Annotated in this window: 19 protein-coding genes and 2 pseudogenes; 12 read left to right on the top strand and 9 right to left on the bottom strand. The window is 74.4% G+C overall.

Annotated elements, in window-relative coordinates:
* Positions 1 to 17 precede the first annotated feature (17 nt).
* On the top strand, positions 18 to 785 hold the full coding sequence (hisF, locus tag KBX37_RS05075) for an imidazole glycerol phosphate synthase subunit HisF (protein ID WP_210774757.1): 768 nt from the start codon (positions 18 to 20) through the stop codon (positions 783 to 785).
* A gap of 300 nt (positions 786 to 1,085) precedes the next feature.
* Here the strand turns inward: hisF and KBX37_RS05080 are convergent, their stop codons facing one another.
* A complete protein-coding gene (locus tag KBX37_RS05080; RefSeq protein WP_154943830.1) occupies positions 1,086 to 1,544 on the bottom strand; it encodes a hypothetical protein in 459 nt (152 codons plus the stop codon).
* 57 nt (positions 1,545 to 1,601) lie between these two features.
* Positions 1,602 to 2,255, bottom strand: a complete 654-nt coding sequence (locus KBX37_RS05085) for a YitT family protein (RefSeq protein ID WP_210774758.1) — start codon at positions 2,253 to 2,255, stop codon at positions 1,602 to 1,604.
* A 58-nt stretch (positions 2,256 to 2,313) separates the two neighbouring features.
* Between KBX37_RS05085 and KBX37_RS05090 the strand changes: the two genes are divergently transcribed.
* From KBX37_RS05090 to KBX37_RS35880, 3 genes and pseudogenes are all read left to right on the top strand, one after another.
* A complete protein-coding gene (locus tag KBX37_RS05090; protein WP_210774759.1) occupies positions 2,314 to 3,771 on the top strand; it encodes a PLP-dependent aminotransferase family protein in 1,458 nt (485 codons plus the stop codon).
* Between the two features lie 113 nt (positions 3,772 to 3,884).
* Positions 3,885 to 4,162, top strand: a pseudogene (locus KBX37_RS35875) (low temperature requirement protein A); the annotation flags it as partial.
* A gap of 36 nt (positions 4,163 to 4,198) precedes the next feature.
* A complete protein-coding gene (locus KBX37_RS35880) occupies positions 4,199 to 4,786 on the top strand; it encodes a low temperature requirement protein A (RefSeq protein WP_374103660.1) in 588 nt (195 codons plus the stop codon).
* Between the two features lie 58 nt (positions 4,787 to 4,844).
* Here KBX37_RS35880 and KBX37_RS05100 read toward each other — a convergent pair whose 3' ends face one another.
* The 3 genes from KBX37_RS05100 to KBX37_RS05110 all read right to left on the bottom strand — a co-directional run bounded on the left by KBX37_RS05100 (position 4,845) and on the right by KBX37_RS05110 (position 8,640).
* Positions 4,845 to 6,671: a long-chain fatty acid--CoA ligase gene (locus tag KBX37_RS05100; protein ID WP_210774760.1), complete on the bottom strand. Its 1,827-nt coding sequence runs from the start codon at positions 6,669 to 6,671 to the stop codon at positions 4,845 to 4,847.
* A gap of 137 nt (positions 6,672 to 6,808) precedes the next feature.
* The gene (locus tag KBX37_RS05105) at positions 6,809 to 7,750 is read right to left on the bottom strand and encodes a terpene synthase (RefSeq protein ID WP_210774761.1); all 942 of its coding nucleotides are present in this window, start codon (positions 7,748 to 7,750) and stop codon (positions 6,809 to 6,811) included.
* 260 nt (positions 7,751 to 8,010) lie between these two features.
* Complete coding sequence (locus KBX37_RS05110) at positions 8,011 to 8,640, bottom strand: TIGR03085 family metal-binding protein (RefSeq protein ID WP_210774762.1); 630 nt, start codon at positions 8,638 to 8,640, stop codon at positions 8,011 to 8,013.
* Between the two features lie 180 nt (positions 8,641 to 8,820).
* Here KBX37_RS05110 and KBX37_RS05115 point away from each other — a divergent pair, with 180 nt between their 5' ends.
* Both KBX37_RS05115 and KBX37_RS05120 read left to right on the top strand, forming a co-directional pair.
* Positions 8,821 to 10,698, top strand: a complete 1,878-nt coding sequence (locus KBX37_RS05115) for an ABC transporter ATP-binding protein (protein ID WP_210774763.1) — start codon at positions 8,821 to 8,823, stop codon at positions 10,696 to 10,698.
* Positions 10,699 to 10,812: 114 nt separating this feature from the next.
* Entirely contained in the window at positions 10,813 to 12,612 is a 1,800-nt protein-coding gene (locus KBX37_RS05120; RefSeq protein ID WP_307848954.1) for an ABC transporter ATP-binding protein, read from the top strand.
* A gap of 45 nt (positions 12,613 to 12,657) precedes the next feature.
* On the opposite strand, the gene rpsD is transcribed toward KBX37_RS05120, so the two are convergent.
* The gene (gene rpsD / locus KBX37_RS05125) at positions 12,658 to 13,269 is read right to left on the bottom strand and encodes a 30S ribosomal protein S4 (RefSeq protein WP_210774764.1); all 612 of its coding nucleotides are present in this window, start codon (positions 13,267 to 13,269) and stop codon (positions 12,658 to 12,660) included.
* A gap of 69 nt (positions 13,270 to 13,338) precedes the next feature.
* On the opposite strand from rpsD, the gene KBX37_RS05130 reads away from it, so the two are divergent.
* Positions 13,339 to 14,088 (top strand): DUF2470 domain-containing protein, encoded by a 750-nt coding sequence (locus KBX37_RS05130; protein WP_210774765.1) that lies wholly within the window; start codon positions 13,339 to 13,341, stop codon positions 14,086 to 14,088.
* A 4-nt stretch (positions 14,089 to 14,092) separates the two neighbouring features.
* Here KBX37_RS05130 and KBX37_RS05135 read toward each other — a convergent pair whose 3' ends face one another.
* Genes KBX37_RS05135 through KBX37_RS05145 form a run of 3 tightly spaced genes read right to left on the bottom strand, consistent with a single transcriptional unit; the run spans position 14,093 to position 16,181 of the window.
* Positions 14,093 to 14,689 (bottom strand): TetR family transcriptional regulator, encoded by a 597-nt coding sequence (locus KBX37_RS05135; RefSeq protein WP_210774766.1) that lies wholly within the window; start codon positions 14,687 to 14,689, stop codon positions 14,093 to 14,095.
* Positions 14,686 to 15,441: an ABC transporter permease gene (locus KBX37_RS05140; protein WP_210774767.1), complete on the bottom strand. Its 756-nt coding sequence runs from the start codon at positions 15,439 to 15,441 to the stop codon at positions 14,686 to 14,688. The genes KBX37_RS05135 and KBX37_RS05140 overlap by 4 nt, the downstream gene beginning before the upstream one ends.
* A complete protein-coding gene (locus KBX37_RS05145) occupies positions 15,441 to 16,181 on the bottom strand; it encodes an ABC transporter ATP-binding protein (RefSeq protein ID WP_210774768.1) in 741 nt (246 codons plus the stop codon). Before KBX37_RS05145 ends, KBX37_RS05140 begins: the two co-directional genes overlap by 1 nt.
* 106 nt (positions 16,182 to 16,287) lie before the next feature.
* On the opposite strand from KBX37_RS05145, the gene KBX37_RS05150 reads away from it, so the two are divergent.
* The 5 genes and pseudogenes from KBX37_RS05150 to KBX37_RS05165 all read left to right on the top strand — a co-directional run bounded on the left by KBX37_RS05150 (position 16,288) and on the right by KBX37_RS05165 (position 20,700).
* Positions 16,288 to 16,674, top strand: a complete 387-nt coding sequence (locus KBX37_RS05150; protein WP_210774769.1) for a MerR family transcriptional regulator — start codon at positions 16,288 to 16,290, stop codon at positions 16,672 to 16,674.
* On the top strand, positions 16,671 to 17,675 hold the full coding sequence (locus tag KBX37_RS05155; protein ID WP_210774770.1) for an aldo/keto reductase: 1,005 nt from the start codon (positions 16,671 to 16,673) through the stop codon (positions 17,673 to 17,675). Before KBX37_RS05150 ends, KBX37_RS05155 begins: the two co-directional genes overlap by 4 nt.
* A 510-nt stretch (positions 17,676 to 18,185) precedes the next feature.
* A pseudogene (locus KBX37_RS35560) lies at positions 18,186 to 18,509 on the top strand (phosphoribosyl-AMP cyclohydrolase); the annotation flags it as partial.
* Positions 18,510 to 18,677: 168 nt separating this feature from the next.
* Positions 18,678 to 19,088 (top strand): phosphoribosyl-AMP cyclohydrolase, encoded by a 411-nt coding sequence (gene hisI / locus KBX37_RS34180; RefSeq protein WP_374103661.1) that lies wholly within the window; start codon positions 18,678 to 18,680, stop codon positions 19,086 to 19,088.
* A 58-nt stretch (positions 19,089 to 19,146) separates the two neighbouring features.
* Positions 19,147 to 20,700, top strand: coding sequence for an anthranilate synthase component I (locus KBX37_RS05165; protein ID WP_210774772.1), 1,554 nt, complete (start codon positions 19,147 to 19,149; stop codon positions 20,698 to 20,700).
* Positions 20,701 to 20,716: the final 16 nt, after the last annotated feature.

A 20,716-nucleotide genomic window follows, 5' to 3' on the forward strand; every position in this document is an offset into this window, starting at 1 on the left:
TTGGATAGGCTCGCCACATGACGGTGGCGGTACGGGTGATTCCGTGTCTGGACGTGGACGCCGGGCGGGTGGTCAAGGGGGTCAACTTCCTCGACCTGCGCGACGCCGGCGACCCGGTGGAGCTGGCCGCGGCGTACGACCGGGCCGGCGCGGACGAGTTGACCTTCCTCGACGTCACCGCCTCCTCCAGCGACCGGGGGACCATGCTCGACGTGGTCCGGCGCACGGCGGAGTCGGTCTTCATTCCGCTGACCGTGGGCGGTGGCGTACGGCAGGTCGCCGACGTCGACACGCTGCTGCGGGCCGGCGCGGACAAGGTCGGGGTGAACACCGCCGCGATCGCCCGCCCCGAGCTGATCGCCGAGATCGCCGACCGGTTCGGCCGGCAGGTGCTGGTGCTCTCGCTGGACGTGCGCCGGGCTCCGGCGGGCACCACGCCCAGCGGGTTCGAGGTGACCACCCACGGCGGCCGCCGGGGCACCGGCCTGGACGCGGTCGAGTGGGCGCGGCGCGGCGCCGAGCTGGGGGCGGGGGAGATCCTGCTCAACTCGATGGACGCCGACGGCACCAAGGCCGGTTTCGACCTGGCGCTGATCCAGGCGGTCCGCGCCGTGGTGGACGTGCCGGTGGTGGCCAGCGGCGGCGCCGGCGAGGTGGCGCACTTCCCGCCGGCCATCGGCGCGGGCGCCGACGCGGTGCTCGCGGCGAGCGTCTTCCACTTCGGCGAGCTGACCGTCGGCGAGGTCAAGGACGCGCTGCGCGCCGCCGGCCACCCCACCCGCTGACCGGGCGCCGTTTCCCCCCTGTGGGGGCGGTGTTCCTGACCGTCCGGCCTGTCGCTCCCCGTCGGGCATCTGGTCCGTGAGTGATATGCCTGTCAGGCATAAATATGCCTGACAGGCATATCACTTCCGGGGGTGTTGTCCTCCGGTGCCGCGCGCGTCTGTCCACCGACCCGCGTCGCCAGCCGCCCGCGCGATCGGCCGGCACCGTCCACCACCACGGGCCGCCGACCCGTCGTCCGGCGCGCCTCGCGCCGCTGTGCGCGCCGGCCCTGGGCTCGCCCGCCGCGCCGGCCGGGCGACTCAGCGGCCGGTCCGCCCCTCAGGCGAGCGGCGCGGGGCCGGGATCGACCGGACGATGTACTCCTGGACGGCGGCGGCGTGGTCCTCCTCGGGCAGGTGCCACTCGGCGCTACCGGGGGTGTGCCGCCGGACCAGTACGCCCTGCACGGTGTCCACGGTGGTCCCCACGCCCGCGCTCGGCCGGGTGCGCCAGAGCCGCTCGCCGTCGGGGGTGATCCGGAACCAGCCGTCGGAGACGCTGACCAGGCCGGCGCCGGCCAGCCGGCGGACCGCCGCCTCGACGTCCTCCCGCTCCGGGATCGCCTGGTTGAGGTGCTCCGCGGTGGAGAGGACGTCGGTCAGCCGGACGCCCTCCGGGCGCCGGGTGTCCGCCGCGCGGCGGTGCCTTCCGGCGCCGCTCGCGATCACCAGTGACACGAAGATCCAGGCGTCATTCCAGCGCCATCCGCTCTCCCCCATGCACGAATGATGCCCGGCGGGGTCGGCGGAGGAAACACCTACTTTCCCGGCGTGACGTCAGCGCAGCTCAGCGAGGGTGGCCACCGGGGTGTCTGGGGTGGACCGGGGCGGGACGGTGAACAGCGGGGTGAACAACTGGGCCAGCGGACCGATGGCGAGGGCGTACGCGACGGTGCCGATGCCCGCCGTGCCGCCGAGCAGCCAGCCCAGGGCCAGCACGGTCACCTCGATGCCGGTGCGGACCAGCCGGACCGAACTGCCCGGGCGCCGGGCGACCAGCCCGGTCATCAGGCCGTCGCGCGGGCCGGGGCCGAGGTCGGCGCCGAGGTAGAGACCGGTCGCGACGCCGTTGGCGACGATTCCGGTGACCAGCAGGCCGATCCGCGCCGGCAGCGGCAGGTCCGCCGGGAGCAGCGCCACGGTGGCGTCCACGGCCAGGCCGATCACCACCACGTTGCTGACCGTGCCGAGCCCGGGCCGCTGCCGCAGCGGGATCCAGAGCAGCAGCACCACCGCGCCGACCAGGATGCTGGCCGTGCCGACCGAGATGCCGGTCTGTCGGGACAGGCCCTGGTGGAAGACGTCCCACGGGTTCAGCCCGAGGCCGGAGCGGATCATCAGCGCCATGCTGACGCCGTAGAGGACCAGCCCGACGTAGAGCTGGGTGAGCCGCCGGACCGGCCGGTGCCGCAGATTGCCAATCGCTGCCATGCATGCCACCCTAGGTGCCAATCGTGGCGAGAGAAGAGCCAATTTGGGAGGGGTGGCCGTGACCAGCCAGGTTCGGGGGGCCCAATTGGCTCGGCTGCTGGGGCAGTGGCACGCGCTGCCGGGCCGCCGGCGCAGCCCGGACTACGCCGCGCTCGCCGCCGCGGTCCGCGGCCTGCTCGCCGACGGCCGGCTCCCCCTCGGGGTACGCCTGCCGGCCGAGCGGGAGCTGGCCGAGGCGCTGCGGATCAGCCGGACCACGGTCACCGCCGCGTACCGGCAGCTCCGCGAGACCGGGCACCTGGCCAGCCGGCGCGGGGCGGGTAGCTGGACCATGCTGCCCGGCACCCACCGGGTGGCCAGCACCGGGCTGTGGACCCCGCTGGACGACCGCGACATGATCGACCTGGGCGTCGCCGCGCTGGCCGCCCCGCCGCAGCTGGTGCCGGCCGCCCGCGCCGCCGCGGAGGACCTGCCCCGCTATCTCGGCGGCGCCGGCTACCACCCGACCGGGATCATCGAGCTGCGTGAGGCGGTCGCCCAGTCGTACACCGCCCGGGGGCTGCCCACCAGCGCCGAGCAGATCATGGTGACCAGCGGTACCCAGCACGCGCTGGACCTGGTGCTCCGGCTGGCGCTGGCGCCCGGCGGCAGCGTGCTGGTGGAGTCCCCGACCTATCCGAACGCGCTGGCCGCCCTGGCCGCCCGGCGGGCCCGGATCACCACCCACGGGCTGGCCGTCGACGGGGCCGGCTGGGACGCCGACCTGCTGCTGGGCAGCATCCGCCAGGTCCGGCCCAAGCTGGCCTACCTGATCCCCGACTTCCAGAACCCGACCGGTCACCTGATGTCGGCCGAGCTGCGCGAGCGGGTGGTCGCCGCCGCCCACACCGCCGGCACCGACCTGGTCGTCGACGAGTCGTTCGTGGATCTCCCGCTGGACGGCACCGAGCTGCCCCCGCCGGCGGCCACCTTCGACCGGCACAGCCGGGTGATCAGCATCGGCGGGATGAGCAAGCCGTACTGGGGTGGGCTGCGGATCGGCTGGGTACGCGCCTCCGCGCCGCAGGTGCAGCGACTGGCCGCGGCCCGGGTCGGCGTCGACATGGCCAGCCCGGTGTTGGACCAGTTGGTCGCGGTGCACCTGCTCGCCGAGGCGCCGACCATCGTCGCCGCCCGCCGGGCCCAGCTCGCCGCGCAGCGCGACGCCCTGCTCGACGCGCTCGCGCAGCGCCTGCCCGACTGGCGGGTCACCGCGCCGCACGGCGGAGTCACCCTCTGGGCCGAGCTGGACGGTCCGATCTCCAGCGCGCTGGCCCGGGCCGCCGAGGAGGTCGGCGTACGCCTGGCGCCCGGCCCCCGGTTCGGCCTGGACGGGACGCTGGAACGCTTCCTGCGGCTGCCCTTCACCCTGCCCGCCGCCGACCTGGTCGAGGCGGTGGGTCGGCTCGCCGCGGTCCGCTACGACCTGGACCGGGCCGGCCGTCCGCAGTGGCGGGAGGCGACGGTCATCGCCTGAGCCCGGCGGGCCTGCCCGGCCGGGGTGGAGGCCAACGCTGGTCGCGCGGGGTCAGCCCCGGCGCGCCCGGCTCCCGGACCACCCGGCTCGAGCTGTACTACGACGTCGTCTTCGTGTTCGCCTTCCTCACCGTCACCACGGTGACGTCGAGCCGGCCGTCGGTTGCCACCCTGATCGGCTGCCTGCTGGTGCTGTCGCTGCTCTGGTGGTGCTGGACCGGGTTCGCCACGGTCGGCAACGCGGTCCGCACCGACCGGGGCGTGCTGCCGCTGATCGGCTTCGTCACCCTGGCCGCCACCTTCCTGCTCGCGCTGAGCATGCCCACGGCGTTCGTGGACCGGCCGGGCGGGTTGAACGGCCCGCTCATCTTCGCCGGTTGCTACTTCGTTGTCCGGATGTCGCAGCTGGCGGTCCTCGGCTGGGTGGAGTGGCCCGACCTGGCCCGCCGCCGACCGCCGTGCTCGGCATCGCGGTCATCTCGGCGCTGTGGTGGGCCTACTTCGACACTCTCGCTCTGGCGTTGGAGCAGGCGCTGCACGGGACCCGGGAACCCGCCGCGCGGGCACGCCTCGCCCGGGACGCCTACACCTCCCTGCACCTGCCGCTGATCGCCGGGATCATCTTCGTCGCCCTGGGGCTCAAGGACCTGCTGGCCGAGGGTGCGGACCCGAGCACCCCGGCCTGGGGGGAGCCGCTGGGCGGCTTCTGGGTGCTGGTGCTGCACGGCGGGGTGGCCGTCTACCTGCTCGGCCTGGCCGGGCTGGGGTGGCGGGCGTGGGGCGAGGTGCGGTGGGTGCCGCTGGCGACGGTAGTGCTGCTCGCGGCGCTCGGGCCGCTGTCCAGCGGGGTGCCGGAACTGGCCGCGGTGGGGCTGCTGGCGCTGGTCTGCGTCGCCTCCACCGGAGCGCAGACGATGGTCGACGGCCCGCGCCGGCGCCGGACCCGGCAGGTGGCGCTGGCGGAGCAGGAGGCGTCGGAGGCCGAGCAGAGCAGGTGGCGGGGCGAGCACCTGTGAGCGGACGCCCTGGGTGGCCGTGCCCGGCGGAGGAACCGGCCACGGCCACCCGAGGCGGTCAGAGCTCGGCCAACGTGCCCTCGTACATCTTGTCGATCTCGGCGGCGAAGTTGGTCTCCACGCCGCGTCGCTTGATCTTGAGAGACGGGGTGATCTCGCCGTGCTCGATGGTCAGGTCGCGCGGCAGGATGGTGACCTTCTTGATCGTCTCCCACCGGTTGAGCTTCGCGTTGAGCTGCGCGACGTACTCCTCGACCATGGCCTTCGCCTCGGGGGAGGCCACGACCTCGGCGTAGTCCCGGCCCTCCAGCGGGCCGCCGGCCGTCCAGCCCTTGATCGCGTCCGGGTCCAGGGTGACCAGCATGGTGCAGTAGTTGCGGGCCTGGCCGACCACGATCGCCTGCGAGGTGTACGGGCAGATCGCCTTGAACATGCCCTCGATGTGCGACGGGGCGATGTACTTGCCGCCGGAGGTCTTGACCAGGTCCTTCTTACGGTCGGTGATCCGGAGGTAGCCGTCGTCGTCGAGGCTGCCGATGTCGCCGGTGCGGAAAAAACCGTCCTCGGTGAACGCGGCCTTCGTCTCCTCGGGCAGGTTGTGGTAGCCGCGCATCACCGGCGTGCCCTTGACCAGGATCTCGCCGTCGGTGTCGATCCGGCACTCCAGGTCGCCCATCGCCCTGCCGACGGTGCCGATGCGCAGCCCCTCCGGCGGGTTGACGAAGTTGCCGGCGCTGGTCTCGGTCAGGCCGTACCCCTCGGAGATGGGCAGGTTCGCGGCGGCGAAGAAGGTGGCGATCTCCTTGCTCAGCGGCGCCGCGCCGGAGACCAGCACCCGCATCCGGCCGCCGAGGCGGGCCTGGAGCTTGCTGAACACCAGCTTCTCGGCCAGCGCGTACTTGAGCTTCAGCCCCGCCGGGACCGGCTGGCCGGCCTGCTCCAGCGCGACCTTCTCCTTGCCGGTGCGCACGCCCCAGGCGAAGATCTTCGCCTTCGCGCCGCCGGCGCCCTGGGCCGTGGTGACCGCCTTGTTGTAGACCTTCTCGAAGACCCGGGGCGCGCCGCACATCAGCGTCGGCCGGACCACGGCCAGCAGCTCGACCAGCTTGTCCACCCGCCCGTCCACGTACGTCGGCAGGCCGACGTGGGTGGCGCCGCAGAGCAGGGTCTTGCCGAACGAGTGGGACAGCGGAAGCCAGAGGTACTGAAGGTCGTCCTCGCGGAGCAGCCCCATCTCGGCCTGCGCCACGCCCTCCCAGCACCAGCCGCCGTGCAGCAGCTCCACGCCCTTGGGCCGGCCGGTGGTGCCCGAGGTGTAGATCAGGGTGGCCAGGTGGTCCGGGCCGATCGGGGCGACGAGCCGCTCGATCAGGTCCGGCTCGGCCGCGAGCGCCCGCGCACCCTGTTCCTCCAGCTCCGCGAGGGTGAGCTGGGGTACGGCCGCGGCCGGGTCGGCGGCGCCGTCGAAGAGCACCACGTGGGTGAGCGCGGGCAGGTCGGCTCCGGCGATCTTTGCCGCCTGGGCCGGGTTCTCCGCGAAGAGCACCCGCGAGCCGGAGTCCGCGATGATGTAGACCGCGTCCTCGGGCTCCGTGGTGGGGTAGACCGTGGTGGTCGCGCCGCCGGCGCACATGATGCCGAAGTCGGCGATCACCCAGTCCAGCCGGGTGTTGGCCAGGATCGCCACCGGATCCTCCGAGCCGACGCCCAGGCCGTGCAGGCCGGCGGCGACCGCCTTGGCCCGCTGTCCGACCTGCTCCCACGTCAGCCAGACCGGGCCGGAATCGTCCGGCGCGGGGTGGGCGAACGCGTGCCGGTCGGGGGTGGCAGCCACGCGCTTGAGGAACATGTCGGGGATGGAACGGTATGTTACATCGAGAGCCATCGCTGTAGCCGCCTTCAGGGGTGGATGGACGTGACGGGGGTCACGCCGTTCTGCGGTTACCGAAGAGTATTGCCTGCACCGGGGCCTCGGCTAGCCCCGAAAGCTGTGAACCGATTGTGTCCCGCGAGGTGGAACGCTCAGGCGTACCGGACGGCCCGCAGCGACCAGTCGTAGGTGGCCCGGATCCAGGAACTGCGGACCTCCAGGAAGGGTGCCATGGCCGGATCGTCGGCCAGCGCCGCCTCGCCGACGAGATAGCGGTCCAGCCGGTCGTTGAACAGTCCGGCCGCCGTGCGGACGGCGCTGTCGACGTCCTGCCCGGTACGGGCCGCGATGACGGTGACCAGGTTGTGCGGGTCGGGCGCGCCGCGCAGCTCCTTGCGGTGCGAGAAGAGGTCGTTGCACCAGCAGACCAGGTCGGTGGTGAGGTCGTCGAGGGCGAGCACCGCCGGGTCGGTGCGCCCTGCCGGGCCCGGCTGGACGTCGTACGCCAGGTCGGTCAGGGTGAGGCTGGGGCGTACGCCGCCGGTGTGCCGGCGCAGCTGGAGGTACTCGGTCAGCTCCGGCACCCGCCGGTGCTGCCGGTTGGCCGCCTCCCAGAGCAGGGCCAGCAGGTACTCGCGCAACTGGGCCACCAGCCGCAGCAGCAGCGCCGGGCGGCGGCGCTCGCGTACCCGCCGGCAGATGTCGGCCAGCGCGACGCCCAGCGGCCCGTCGGCGGGTGCCGCCCCGCCGTCGGCGCCGTGCCGGTCGAGGACGTCCAGCAGCGTGCCGACGGTCGGTGCGAGCCGGCCCGGCTCGGCCCCGAGGTCGTCCTCGTCGCAGCTGTCGTCCACCACGAACAGCCAGGTGATCAGGTCGGTGAGCAGCCGCAGCCGGTCGACCGGCGCCCGTGGGCAGGCCCGGCCGGCGAGTTCGGCGGCGTCCGCGGCCCGCAGCCGATGCCAGCGTGGTCCGTCCTCGACCAGCCCGAGACTCCGGGCCCAGGTCAGGCTCTCCGCAGCGACCCGGCCGGTGGCGGAATGCCGGCGGGCGAGGAAGGGGGGCTCGTGCAGTCCCGACCCGGCGATGCCGCGCATGGTGGCCCCCCTCGTCCGCCGCCCGGAACGGGATCGGCGCGCAGAAGAGTACGACACCTCACATTGGCGGGAATCGCTGGGCGCGCATGGTGGGAAAACTCCTCGTGACCGGTTCTGCACACCCGGAACCGTCGCGGGCGGCAATCGTCCAGCTCTTCCCGGAATCCATCGACCAGCCGAGCAGCATTTCTGATCACCCCGCGCCGCGGCGCGTTTGGTCGCGGACGGTCGCGCCGGCCGGACGGTGTCGGGCCGGGAGGTCAAAGGCCGAGCGAGGCGTGGCGGAGCCGGTCGGCGAGGCCGGCGGAGCCGTCGACCTGGACCCGGGCCACCCGCTGCCGGCCGGATAGGAAGAGCGCCAGCTCGCCCGGCGATCCGACCAGCCGGAGCCGTTCGCCGCCCCGGCCCACCGACAGTTCGCCGTGACCGGGCGCCTGCACCAGCAGGTCGGCCGGGAACCGGCGCAACGCCGCCCGGGCCAGCAGGGAGGCCGGCTTCCACAGCCGCGCCCGCAGGCCGGCCGGCAGGTCACGCGGCCGCCATCCCGCCGCAGCCCGCCGCACGTCCTCGTGGTGGATGAAGAACTCCAGGGTGTTGGCCAGCTCGTCGGTGAGCGGGTTGCTCACCGGGCTCCACAGCGGCGGGCGGCGCACCAGGCCGACCAGCTCCGCCCAGGGGCGGGCGGCGACCCGCCGGCGCACCCGCTCGGCGTACCCGCGCAAAGGCGGCAGCACGATGCCGCCGGCGGCGTCCGGGCGACGCTCGCGGACCACCAGGTGGGCGGCGAGGTCGCGGGTCGTCCACCCCTCGTTGACGGTCGGCGCGTCCGGTCCCAGCTCCAGCATGAGATCGACGAGCGCCTCGCGCTCCGATCGGGCGTACCGCGGCATGAGGGTGATGGTAGGCGCGCCGGCCGGTGTCGGCGCGCCGGAGCGCGTGCCGCGGTGACCGGGGCGCGCCGGAGTGTGCCAGAGCGCACGTGACGGCGGACATACCGGGTCCGGGTCGGCGGAGGTGGCCGGGAGCGGTAAGGATGAGGGGGAACAGTGCGGCTTACGGCGGGGGACAGTGTGGCGAGCGGGACAAGTCGGGACGTGCTGGGCAGGGGGCTGTCGGTCCTCGGCAAGGCGATCCGGGAACAACCGCGGATCTTCGCGGTAGCGGTGAGCGGCAGCGTGCTCTTCGGCCTCATGGTCATCGCCAGCGCGTACGTGGTGGGCGCGGTGGTCGGCGAGGTGGTGGTGCCGGCCGTCGCCCGGGGCGACGTCGGGACGGGCGCGCTGGTCCTGGCCGCGGCGGCGCTGTTCGGCATCAGCGTGCTGCGGGTGGTGGGCATCTTCGGCCGCCGGCTCGGCGCCGGCTACATGCAGTTCCGCCTCCAGGCCGCCTACCGCCGTCGGGTGACGCGCCGCTACCTCGACCTGCCGCTGGCCTGGCACCAGCGCAACGCCACCGGAACGCTGCTGTCCAACGCCAACTCGGACGTGGAGGCGGCCTGGTACCCGATCGCCCCGCTGCCCTTCGCGGTCGGCACCCTGGTCATGCTGGTCGGGGCGGTCGTCTCGCTCTTCCTCACCGACTGGGCGCTGGCCCTGGTCGGGCTGGCCGTGTTCCCCGCGCTCTTCGCGCTCAACGTGGTCTACTCCCGGCGGATGGCGCCCCGGCAGGCCCGCGCCCAGCGGCTGCGCGCCGAGGTCAGCGGCATCGCCCACGAGAGCTTCGACGGCGCCCTGGTAGTCAAGACGATGGGCCGCGAGGCCGAGGAGACCGCCCGGTTCTCCGCCCGGGCCGGCGAGCTGCGCGACGCGCTGATCTCCGTCGGCCGGCTGCGCGGCGTCTTCGACCCGTTGCTGGAGACGCTGCCCAGCCTCGGCACCCTCGCCGTGCTGGTGGTCGGGGCGTTCCGGCTGCGGGCGGGCGCGATCAGCGTCGCCGAGCTGGTCAGCGTCGCCTTCCTCTTCACCGTGCTGGCCTTCCCGGTGCGCGCCATCGGCTGGGTCCTCGCCGAGCTGCCGCGCAGCGTCGCCGGCTGGGACCGGGTCCGCCGGGTCCTGGACGCCACCGGCGAGATGCCGTACGGCGAGCGTCGGCTCGAACCGGCCGAGCCGGCACCCGCCACGCTCGCCTTCGCCGACGTCTGCTTCTCCTACGAGCCGGCCGAGGCGCACCTGCCCGGCACGCAGGTGCTCGGCGAGGTCACCTTCACCGTGCCGGCCGGGAAGACGGTCGCCCTGGTCGGCCCGACCGGCGCCGGCAAGTCCACCATCGCCTCGCTGGCCGTGCGCCTGGTCGACCCGCGCGCCGGCACGGTGGCCCTGGACGGCGTCGACGTGCGCGAGCTGGCCGCGGACTCGCTGGCGGCGACGGTCGCCCTGGTCGCCCAGGTGCCGTTCGTCTTCGACGACACCGTGCGGGCCAACATCACGCTGGACCGGCCGGGCATCGGCGACGAGGACGTGTGGGCCGCGCTGCGGCTGGCCGAGGCGGACGGCTTCGTCGCCGCGCTGCCCGAGGGGCTGGACACCATGGTCGGCGAGCGGGGCACCTCGCTCTCCGGCGGGCAGCGGCAGCGGCTCACCCTGGCCCGGGCGGTCGCCGGCCGGCCCCGGCTGCTGGTGCTCGACGACGCGACCAGCGCCGTCGACCCGAGGGTGGAGGCGGCCATCCTGGCCGGGCTGCGCGCTCCGACCGGGGGGCAGGGCGCCGCCGCGTCGATCCTGGTGGTCGCGTACCGGCGGGCGACCATCGCCCTCGCCGACGAGGTGATCTACGTGGAGCAGGGGCGGGTGGTGGCCCGGGGCACGCACACCGAACTGCTCGCCACCGTGCCCGGCTACGCCGACCTGGTGACCGCGTACGAGCAGGCCGAGCACGAACGCGAGCAGAACCGCACGTACGACGAGGTCGCGCCGCTGACCTCGGGCCTGGAGATCGAGGTGGACCGGTGAGCGCGAGGAGTGCAGCGGAGCGGAGCCCCGCAGTCGCGAACGAAAGGTCGGCCCGGTGAGCGCGAGGAGTGCAGCGGAGCGGAGCCCCGCAGTCGCGAACGAGAGGTCGGTCCGGTGAGCGCGACGACGGTGGAGCCGGAGCGGCGCGAGGAGCCGCAGGAGCGTCCCGAGACGACCTGGCGGACGCTGCGGCGCGGCCTGGCGCTCTCCCCGGAGCTGCGGATCGGGCTGGCCGGCACCCTCGCGCTGGCCCTGGTCTACATGGTCGGCCGGGTGGCCGTGCCGGTCGCCGTGCAGCGGGGCATCGACGGCGGCATCGTCGGCGGCCTGGACCTGGCCGTGGTGTGGCAGGTGGTCGCGATCACCGCGGCCGTGCTGGTGGTCACCACCGGCTGCGGGTACCTGATGATGCGCCGGCTGTTCACGGTCAGCGAGACCGCGCTGGCCAATGTCCGGACCCGGGCGTTCCGGCACGTGCACGACCTGTCGATGCTGCACCAGCAGTCCGAGCGGCGTGGGTCGCTGGTCTCCCGGGTGACCAGCGACGTCGACCAGATCACCCAGTTCCTCCAGTGGGGCGGCGTGATCCTGCTCGTCAACCTCGGTCAGCTCCTGGTCACCACGGCCGTGATGCTGGCGTACTCCTGGAAGTTGACCCTGGTGGTGCTCGTCGCCTTCGCGCCGGCGGTGCTGGTGATCCGGCAGCTACAGCGTCGGCTCGGCGCCGCCTACGGCGTGGTCCGGCAGCGGACGGGCACCCTGCTCGGCACGATCGCCGAGAGCGTGGTCGGCGCGCCGGTGATCCGGGCGTACGGCATCGCGGGGCGCACCGCCCGGCGGCTCGACACCGCGATCGAGGGGCAGCAGCACGCCCAGCAGCGGGCGATCCGGATCAGCATCCTGGGCAGCTCGGTGGGGGAGTTGGCCGCAGGCCTGGCGCTGGCCGGCGTGGTGGTCCTCGGGGTGCTGCTCGGCGTGGACGGCTCGCTCTCCATCGGCCAGCTCACCGCGTTCCTGTTCCTGGTCACGCTCTTCATCCAGCCGGTGCAGATCGCCACCGAGGTGCTCAACGAGGCGCAGAACGCCATCGCCGGCTGGCGTCGGGTGCTGGACGTGCTCGACGTCGCGCCGGACGTGGCCGACCCGGGCGAGCAGGGGCGGGAGCTGCCGCCGGGCCCGCTGGACATCCGCTTCGCCGGGGTGACGTTCGCGTACCCGGGCGGCCCGCCGGTGCTGCACGACGTCACCCTCGACATCCCGGCGAAGAGCCGGGTGGCGGTGGTCGGCGAGACCGGCAGCGGCAAGACCACCTTCGCCAAGCTGCTCACCCGGCTGATGGACCCGACCGACGGGCAGGTGCTGCTCTCCGGGGTGCCGCTGGACCGGGTGCGGTTCGACTCGCTGCGCGCCCGGGTGGTGATGGTGCCGCAGGACGGTTTCCTCTTCGATGCCACGGTGGGCGACAACGTCCGGTTCGCCCGCCCCGAGCTGACCGACGCGCAACTCACCGCGGCCTTCACCGAGCTGGGACTGGCCGACTGGCTGGACGGCCTGCCGTCGGGGCTGGCCACCGCGGTCGGCGAGCGGGGCGAGTCGCTGAGCGTGGGGGAGCGGCAGCTGGTGGCGCTCGCCCGGGCGTACGTGGCCGACCCGGACCTGCTGGTGCTCGACGAGGCGACCAGCGCCGTCGACCCGGCCACCGAGGTACGCCTGCAGCGCACCCTGGACGCGGTCACCCGGGGCCGGACCACCCTGGCCATCGCGCACCGGCTCTCCACCGCGCAGGCGGCCGACGAGGTGATCGTGGTGGACCGGGGCCGGGTCGTGCAGCGTGGCCCGCACGACGAGCTGGTCCGCGACCCGGAGTCGGTCTACGCCCTGCTCTACGCCTCCTGGCTGGAGCAGACCCGCTGAACCGTTGAGCCGGATCCGGCGCGTCGCGCGCCGGATCCGGTCGGCTCACCGGGAGTAGTGCTCGACCACCAACTGCTCGTCGCAGATCACCGGCACCTCGTGCCGGGCCGGCTCGCGCAGCAGGGTGGCCCGCAGGCCGGTCAGGTCGACCGAGAGGTACGGCCGGCCGGGCCCCTCGTCCGCGTTCGCCCCGGTGGCGGCGAGCTGGAAGGGCGGCAGCTGCCGGCTGCGCTCGCGGACGGCGACCACCTGACCGGGCCGCAGCCGGTACGACGGCCGGTCGACCTTGCGCCCGTCGACGGTGAGGTGCCCGTGGGCGACCAGTTGCCGGGCCTGGTAGATGCTGCGGGCCAGGCCGGCGCGGTGCACCACCGCGTCCAGCCGCCGTTCCAGCAGCGCGACCAGCGTCTCGCCGGTCTTGCCGGCGTCCCGCGCCGCCTCCTCGAAGGCGCGGCGCAGCTGTACCTCGCTGACGTTGTACTGGTGCCGCAGCCGCTGCTTCTCCAGCAGCCGGACCTGGTAGTCGGAGGTGCGCCGGCGGGCCCGGCCGTGCACGCCCGGCGGGTAGGGGCGGCGTTCGAGGTACTGGACGCACTTGCGGGTAAGAGGGATGCCGAGGGCCCGGGAGAGGCGGGCCTTGGGGCGGGGGTGGTTCACGTGGACGTCTCCGCTCGGGTGTTCTAGGGTGCTACTTAGGTAAGCCTAACCTATGCAGGAGGTGCCCCGATGGGACCGAGCCCCGCCGAGATCGTCCGCACCCTGGTCGCCGGTCGGCTCCCCGGTCTGGTGCACCTCGCGCACCGCCCGGGCCCGTACCACGTCCGGCACGCCACCGACCCGGAGGGACGGGTGCTGATGCTCGTGCCGGTGGTCAGCGACCTCGCCGCCGAGCTGGACCCCGGGGCCGACGACGACGTCGCGGTGGTGCTCGACGTGCTGGACCTGCCCCCGGCACCCGGCGCGCCGTCGCTCGGCCGGGCCTGGGTCTCCGGCTGGGCGGCGCCGCTGCGGGGCGCGGACGCCCGGCGCGGGGCGGCCGACTTCGCGGCCGTCGACCCGACCGCTGACCTGCTCGACGTCGGCACCCGGTTCCGGCTGCACCGGTTCGAGGTGGTCGAGGCCCGCCTGGAGGGCGCCGACTCCGTGCGCCGCGTCGACCCCGGGGACTACGCCGCCGCCGAGCCGGACCCGCTGCACGCGATCGAGCCCGAGCTGCTGGCCGACCTCACCGACCATCACGAGGCGCAGGTCACCGCCTACCTGCGCGGCCACCTCGACCTGGCCGGCGGCCGGCCCCGGGTGGTGCGGCTGGACCGGTACGGCCTGGTGGTCGCGTACGGCGGACCCAGCGACCGGCGGCGGGCCCGGCTGGCCTTCCCGCACTCGGTGGCCGACCCGGCGGAGCTGTCCCGGCTGCTGCACCCGATGCTCTGCCCGCGCGCGGCCGGCGCCCGGCCGGCGGCCGAGGGGCGCTGACCGGTCAGGCCAGGTCGCCGGTGAGGTAGCGCTGCACGGTCGGGCCGAGCGCCGCGACCAGGGTCTCCGGGTCGGCGGAGGCCACCGGCTCCAGCCGGATGACGTACCGCATCATGGCCAGGCCGATCATCTGGGTGGCCACCAGCGAGCCGCGCAGCGACAGCTCCGCCGGCGGGATGTCGAGGTGGTCGAGCACCCGGCGCAGCACCTGGGTGACCAGGAACTCGCGCAGCAGCCGGGCCGTCCAGTCGTTGTTCACCGCCGAGCGGAGCAGGGCCACCGCCGCCTTGCCGGCCGGCGAGTCCCACACCCCGAGGAACGTCCGGACCAGCCGCTCGCCGACGCCGTCCACCCCGCCGGCCAGCACGACGGGAAGCAGCTCCGCCGGGTCCAGCGGGATCTCGACGGTGGCCCGGAAGAGCTCCTCCTTGCTGCCGAAGTAGTGGTGCACCAGGGCCGGATCGACCCCCGCGGCGGCGGCGATGACCCGGATCGAGGCCGCGTCGAAGCCGCGCTCGGCGAAGGTCGTCCGGGCCGCCGCGAGGATGGCCTGCCGGGTGTCCGGGTTGCCGGGGCGCCGGCCGGTGCGGCGCGGCGTCATCCGCTGCGCCGCCGCAGGGTCGCCGCCGCGAGCACCAGGGCCGCCACCGCCGCACCGGCGACGATCGCCACGTCCCGCCACATGGTGCCGGTCGGCTCGGCGTGCGCGCCGACCTCCTGCAGGGCCTCGACCGCGTACGACAGGGGGAGCGCGTCGCTGACCGCCTGGAGCCAGCCGGCCATCTGGCCGCGCGGCACGAAGAGCCCGCAGAGCAGCAGTTGCGGGGCGACCACGACCGGCATGAACTGGACCGCCTGGAACTCGGTGCGGGCGAAGGCGCTGCAGAACAGCCCGAGCGCCACGGCCAGCACGGCGTTCAGCGCCGCGACCAGGATGACCAGCCCGGCGCTGCCGGCCGTCTCCATCCCGAGCAGCCAGTACGCCACGCCCGCGGCGATGGTCGCCTGCACCGCACCGGCCAGCCCGAACGCGATGCCGTAGCCGAAGAGCAGGTCGAGCTTGTGCAGCGGCGTGGTGAGCAGCCGTTCCAGCGTGCCGGTGGTGCGCTCGCGCAGCATCGCGATGCTGGTCACCAGGAACATCACGATGAACGGGAAGAAGCCCAGCATGATCAGGGCGACCCGGTCGAAGGTCGACGGCTGCCCGGGGGCGGCGGGCTGGTCGGCGTACATGTAGTAGATCAGGGTCAGCAGCACCGTCGGCACCACCGCCAGCAGCGCCACCGTGCGCTTGTCGTGCCGCAGCTGGCGCAGGATGCGCCCGGTGGTGACGGCCAGAATCCGCGCGTTCATCACGCCTGCCTACCCGCGGGCTGCTGGCCCGCCTCGCTCGACCGGATCAACCGGAGGAACGCCTCCTCCAGGTCGTCGACCCCGGTGCGCTCCCGGATCGCGTCGGGGGTGTCGTCGGCGACCAGCCGACCCTCCCGGATCAGCAGCAGCCGGTCGCAGCGGGCCGCCTCGTCCATCACGTGGCTGGAGACCAGCAGCGTGGTGCCGGCCGCCGCCATCTCGTGGAACCGGGCCCACAGGTCGGCCCGCAGCACCGGGTCCTGGCCGACCGTCGGCTCGTCGAGGATGACCAGCTCGGGGTCGCCGACCAGGGCGCAGGCCAGCGAGGCGCGGCTACGCTGCCCCCCGGAGAGGGTGCCGACCAGCTGGGTGGCCGCGTCGGCCAGCCCGACGTCGGCGACCGACCGGTCGGCGTCGGCCGCGTGCCGGCCCTGCAGCGCCGCGAAGTAGCGGGCGTTCTCCCGGACTGTCAGGTCCGCGTAGACGCTGGGCGCCTGGGTCAGGTAGCCGACCCGGTGGCGCAGGTCGGCCGAGCCGGCCGGCCGGCCCAGCACGGTGACCGTGCCCGAGTCGATCACCTGAACCCCCACCACCGCCCGCATCAGGGTGGTCTTGCCGCTGCCGCTGGGCCCGAGCAGCCCGGTCACCGAGCCACGGGGGACGGTGCAGTCGATGCCGTGCAGCACCCTCCGCCGGCCCCGGTCGACGACCAGGTCGCGGACCGTGATTGCGTCCTCCACCGCCCACCTCCAAAACTCATCAGCTGTTGAACTCAACGCTAGATGAGATACCCGGACCGGCGCAACGGTTGACTTCGAGTGCTCTCGAACTGGAAGCCTGAGTGGCGTGGACATCAGCACGCAGGAACCGGCCCTCTCCGTGGGCGAGGCGGCGGCCCGGGTCGGCCTGACCACCTACACGCTGCGCTGGTACGAGCAGGAGGGGCTGGTCGCCCCGGTCGGCCGGGACTCGGCGGGGCGCCGCCGCTACACCGAGTCCGACCTGGACTGGCTGCTCCTGCTCACCCGGCTGCGCCGCACCGGGATGCCGGTGCGCGACATGCGCCGGTACGCCGAACTGGCCCGGCAGGGCGACCGCACGCTCGGCGCCCGGCGGGCGCTGTTCGAGGCGCACCGGGCCCGGGTGCTGGCCCGGATGGTTGAACTGGAGGAGGACCTGACGGTGCTCAACTACAAGATCGACCTCTACCGCCGGGCCGAGGAGGGTCGATGATCCGCCGACGGATGGGGGCCACCGGCCCCGAGGTCTCGGCCATCGGGCTGGGCTGCATGGGCATGAGCTTCGCGTACGGGGGCCGCGACGACGCCGAGTCCACCCGTACCCTGCACCGGGCCCTGGACCTGGGCGTCAACCACCTGGACACCGCCGACATGTACGGCGCCGGCGCGAACGAGCGGCTGCTCGCCCCGGTGGTGCGGGCCCGCCGCGACGAGGTCTTCCTGGCCACCAAGTTCGGCAACCGCACCAGCGGCGACGGCTTCGGCGGCACCGGCACCCCCGGCGCGTACGTGGACAGCAGCGCCGCCTGGGCCCGGGAGGCCTGCGACGCCTCGCTGGGCCGGCTCGGGGTCGACACCATCGACCTGTACTACCTGCACCGGCGCGAACCGCGCACGCCGATCGAGGAGACCGTCGGCGTGCTGGCCGAGCTGGTCGAGGCCGGCAAGGTCCGCCTGATCGGGCTCAGCGAGGTCAGCCCGGCGACGCTGCGGGCGGCGCACGCGGTGCACCCGGTCACCGCGGTCCAGATGGAGTACTCGCTGTTCACCCGGGACGTCGAGGGGGAGATGCTGGACACCTGCCGGGAGCTGGGGGTGGCGCTGGTGGCGTACTCGCCGGTCGGGCGGGGGCTGCTGACCGGGGCGATCAGCGGTCGCGACCAGCTCGCCGCCGACGACTGGCGGACCGGCGTGCCGCGCTTCGCCGAGGGCAACCTCGACGCCAACCTGCGGCTGGTCGCGGCGGTGCGCGCGGTGGCCGAGGAGATCGGCTGCACCCCGGCCCAGGCCGCGCTCGCCTGGCTGCTGGCCCAGGGCGAGGACATCCTGCCGATCCCCGGCACCAAGCGGGTCCGCTACCTGGAGGAGAACGCCGCGGCGGCCGACGTCCGGCTCACCCCTCAGCAGCGGGACCGGCTGGGCGCGGCGGTTCCCGCCGGCGCGGTGGCCGGCGAAAGGTATCCCGAGGCATCCATGCGAACCGTGGGGCACTAGCTCCTGAACGGACAGGGTGTCCGTCATCGGACACCGTGTCCGTCATCGGGCATTGCAGCCGGATGGGGCGCACGGCACGATGGCGCGGTGGATCACGCTCCGTTGTTGGCGGGCACCTTCTTCGACGACTGGGCGACCCGGCTGCGCGAGGGCGCTGAACGCCCCGTCGTCGGGATCCTGCTGCGCGGCAGCCACGCCCGCCGGGCCGCCACCGCGCACAGCGACGTCGACCTCGACGTGCTCGTCGCCGACGACGACCGCCCCGCCCGGCCGGCCCCGGGGGCGACCGGCCGGTCCACCGGCCCCGGCCGCACCCCGTACGCCGCGCGGCAGGCGTACCTGGTCGAGGTGGACGGCCGGCTGGTGCACGTGTCGGTGGCCGCCCGGGACGTCCGCTCCTGGGTGGACCGGCTCGGCGAGCCGGCCGACTGGGCGTTCGGCCTGCCGGTCACCGCGCCGGTCCGGCTGCTCTGGGCGGAGGAGGGCTGGCGGCCCCGGATCGACCTGCCGGTGCTCTGCCAGCCCGCCGACGAGCCCCGGCTGGAGGAGCTGGTCGCCACGCTGGGCAAGGTGGCCGGCGCCCGCGCCGCCGGGGACCACCTCGGAGTACGCCTGGCCGCCGCCGACCTGGCCCGGCTCTGCCCCTCGGTGCTGCGGCTGGCCAACCCGAGCGTCCGGGTGGTGTCCCGGCGGGCCGCTCTCGCCGCCGCGCTCGCGCTGCCGGTCGCCCCGTCCGGCTACCGCGACGACATGCTGCTCTGCCTCGGGCTGCGCCCCGCCTCCACCGGCCAGCTCGGGGCCGCCGCGGCGCGCCTGGTCGCCGGGGTCCTCCCGCTGGTCCGCCCGTACGCCGACCGGGTCGCGGAGGTGGCCGGGCCGGACCTGGCCGCGGCGCTCGCCGACGGGCGGCTGGACCGCTACGTCGCCCAGCTCGCCCGGGCCGCCCGCCGGGGCGGGTACGCCCCGCAGGTCCCCGCACCGCGTGCGGGACAATGGGTCACTGTGCCCGTGACTGACTCCTCCCCGAGCGACGCCGACGCCGGCGCGGTGCGCCCGTCGCGCCTCGATCCGGCCGTCGCCGCCCGGCTGCGCCGCACCCCCGACGGCCTGGTCGCCGCGGTGGTGCGCCAGCACGACACCGGCGAGGTGCTGATGGTCGCCTGGATGGACGACGAGGCGCTGCACCGCACGCTGACCACCGGCCGGGCCACCTACTGGTCGCGCAGCCGGCAGGAGTACTGGGTCAAGGGAGCCACCTCCGGGCACCACCAGTACGTCCGCTCGGTCGCGCTGGACTGCGACGGTGACGCGCTGCTGGTCAGCGTCGACCAGGTGGGGGCGGCCTGTCACACCGGGCACCGCACCTGCTTCTTCACCGAGCTGCCGGTCAGCGGCGCGGAGACCCAGCGGTGAGCGCGGACAGCGGGGCGCGGCCGGACCGCGCCGGCGCGGACGAGAGGCAGGCCCGGCGATGACCGACGGCACCCTGAGCCCCGACCTGGGCAGCTTCACCGAACTGGCCGCCCGCTGGCGGGTGGTGCCGGTGACCCGGCGGCTGCTGGCCGACGCGGAGACCCCGGTCGGGGTCTACCGCAAGCTCGCCGGCGGCCCGGGCACCTTCCTGCTGGAGTCCGCCGAGCAGGGCGTCGGCTCGGCCGGGATGTCCTGGTCGCGGTACTCGTTCATCGGGGTGCGCAGCGGCGCGACCCTGGTCGAGCGGGACGGCGTCGCGGTCTGGACCAGCCAGCCCCCCGCCGGCGTGCCGGCCTCCGGCGACCCGGTCGAGGTGCTGCGCGAGACCGTCGAGGCCCTGGCCGGCCCGGTCTGGGACCCGGCCAGCGACATGCCGCCGCTGACCGGCGGCATGGTCGGCTACCTGGGCTACGACCTGATCCGGCGCTTCGAGCGGCTGCCGGAGCTGACCGAGGACGACCTCGGGGTGCCGGAGCTGGGCATGATGCTCGCGACCGACCTGGTGGTGCTCGACCACTACGACGGCTCGGCGATCCTGGTCGCCAACGCGGTGCTGCCGCCGCTGGACGCGCCGGACCGGGAGCCGCTGGTCGCGGCGGCGTACCACCACGCGGTCGGGCGGCTCGACGCGATGACCACCGCGCTGTCCCGACCGATTCCGCCCATGATCTCCACGGTCGGCCGGCCGCCGGCCGGCGAGGTGGTCAGCCGTACCCCGGACGGCGGCTACCCGAAGGCGGTCGAGGCGGCCAAGGAGGCGATCCGCGCCGGCGAGTGCTTCCAGATCGTGCTCGCCCAGCGCTTCGAGCGGGACACCCGTGCCGACCCGCTGGACGTCTACCGGGTGCTGCGCACCACCAACCCCAGCCCGTACATGTACCTGCTGCGCTTCGACGGCTTCGACATCGTCGGCTCGTCGCCGGAGGCGCACCTGAAGGTCAACGCCGGTCCGGACGGGCAGCGGCGGGCGCTGCTGCACCCGATCGCCGGCACCCGGCCGCGCGGCGCCACCGCGGACGCCGACACCCGGCTCGCCGCCGAGCTGCTCGCCGACCCGAAGGAGCGGGCCGAGCACGTGATGCTGGTCGACCTGGGCCGCAACGACCTGGGCCGGGTGTGCCGTCCGGGCACGGTGGAGGTGCCGGAGTTCGCCACCATCGAGCGGTACAGCCACGTGATGCACATCGTCTCGACCGTGGTCGGCACGCTGCGCGACGACCGGACGGCCTTCGACGCGCTCGCCGCGACCTTCCCGGCCGGCACCCTCTCCGGTGCCCCGAAGGTGCGCGCCATGGAGATCATCGAGGAGCTGGAGCCGGTCCGGCGCGGCATCTACGGCGGCACCGTGGGCTACTTCGGCTTCGGCGGCGACCTGGACATGGCCATCGCCATCCGCACCGCGCTGATCCGCGACGGGCGGGCGTACGTGCAGGCCGGGGCCGGGGTCGTGGCCGATTCCGATCCCGCCGGCGAGGACCAGGAGACCCGGAACAAGGCTGCCGCGGTGCTCGCCGCCATCGCCGCCGCCGAAACCCTCCGGCCCGCCCGATGAGCGGCCCGGCGAGTGG

Source organism: Micromonospora sp. U56 (genome assembly GCF_018070095.1).
In the GTDB taxonomy this organism is placed as follows: Bacteria; Actinomycetota; Actinomycetes; order Mycobacteriales; family Micromonosporaceae; genus Micromonospora; species Micromonospora purpureochromogenes.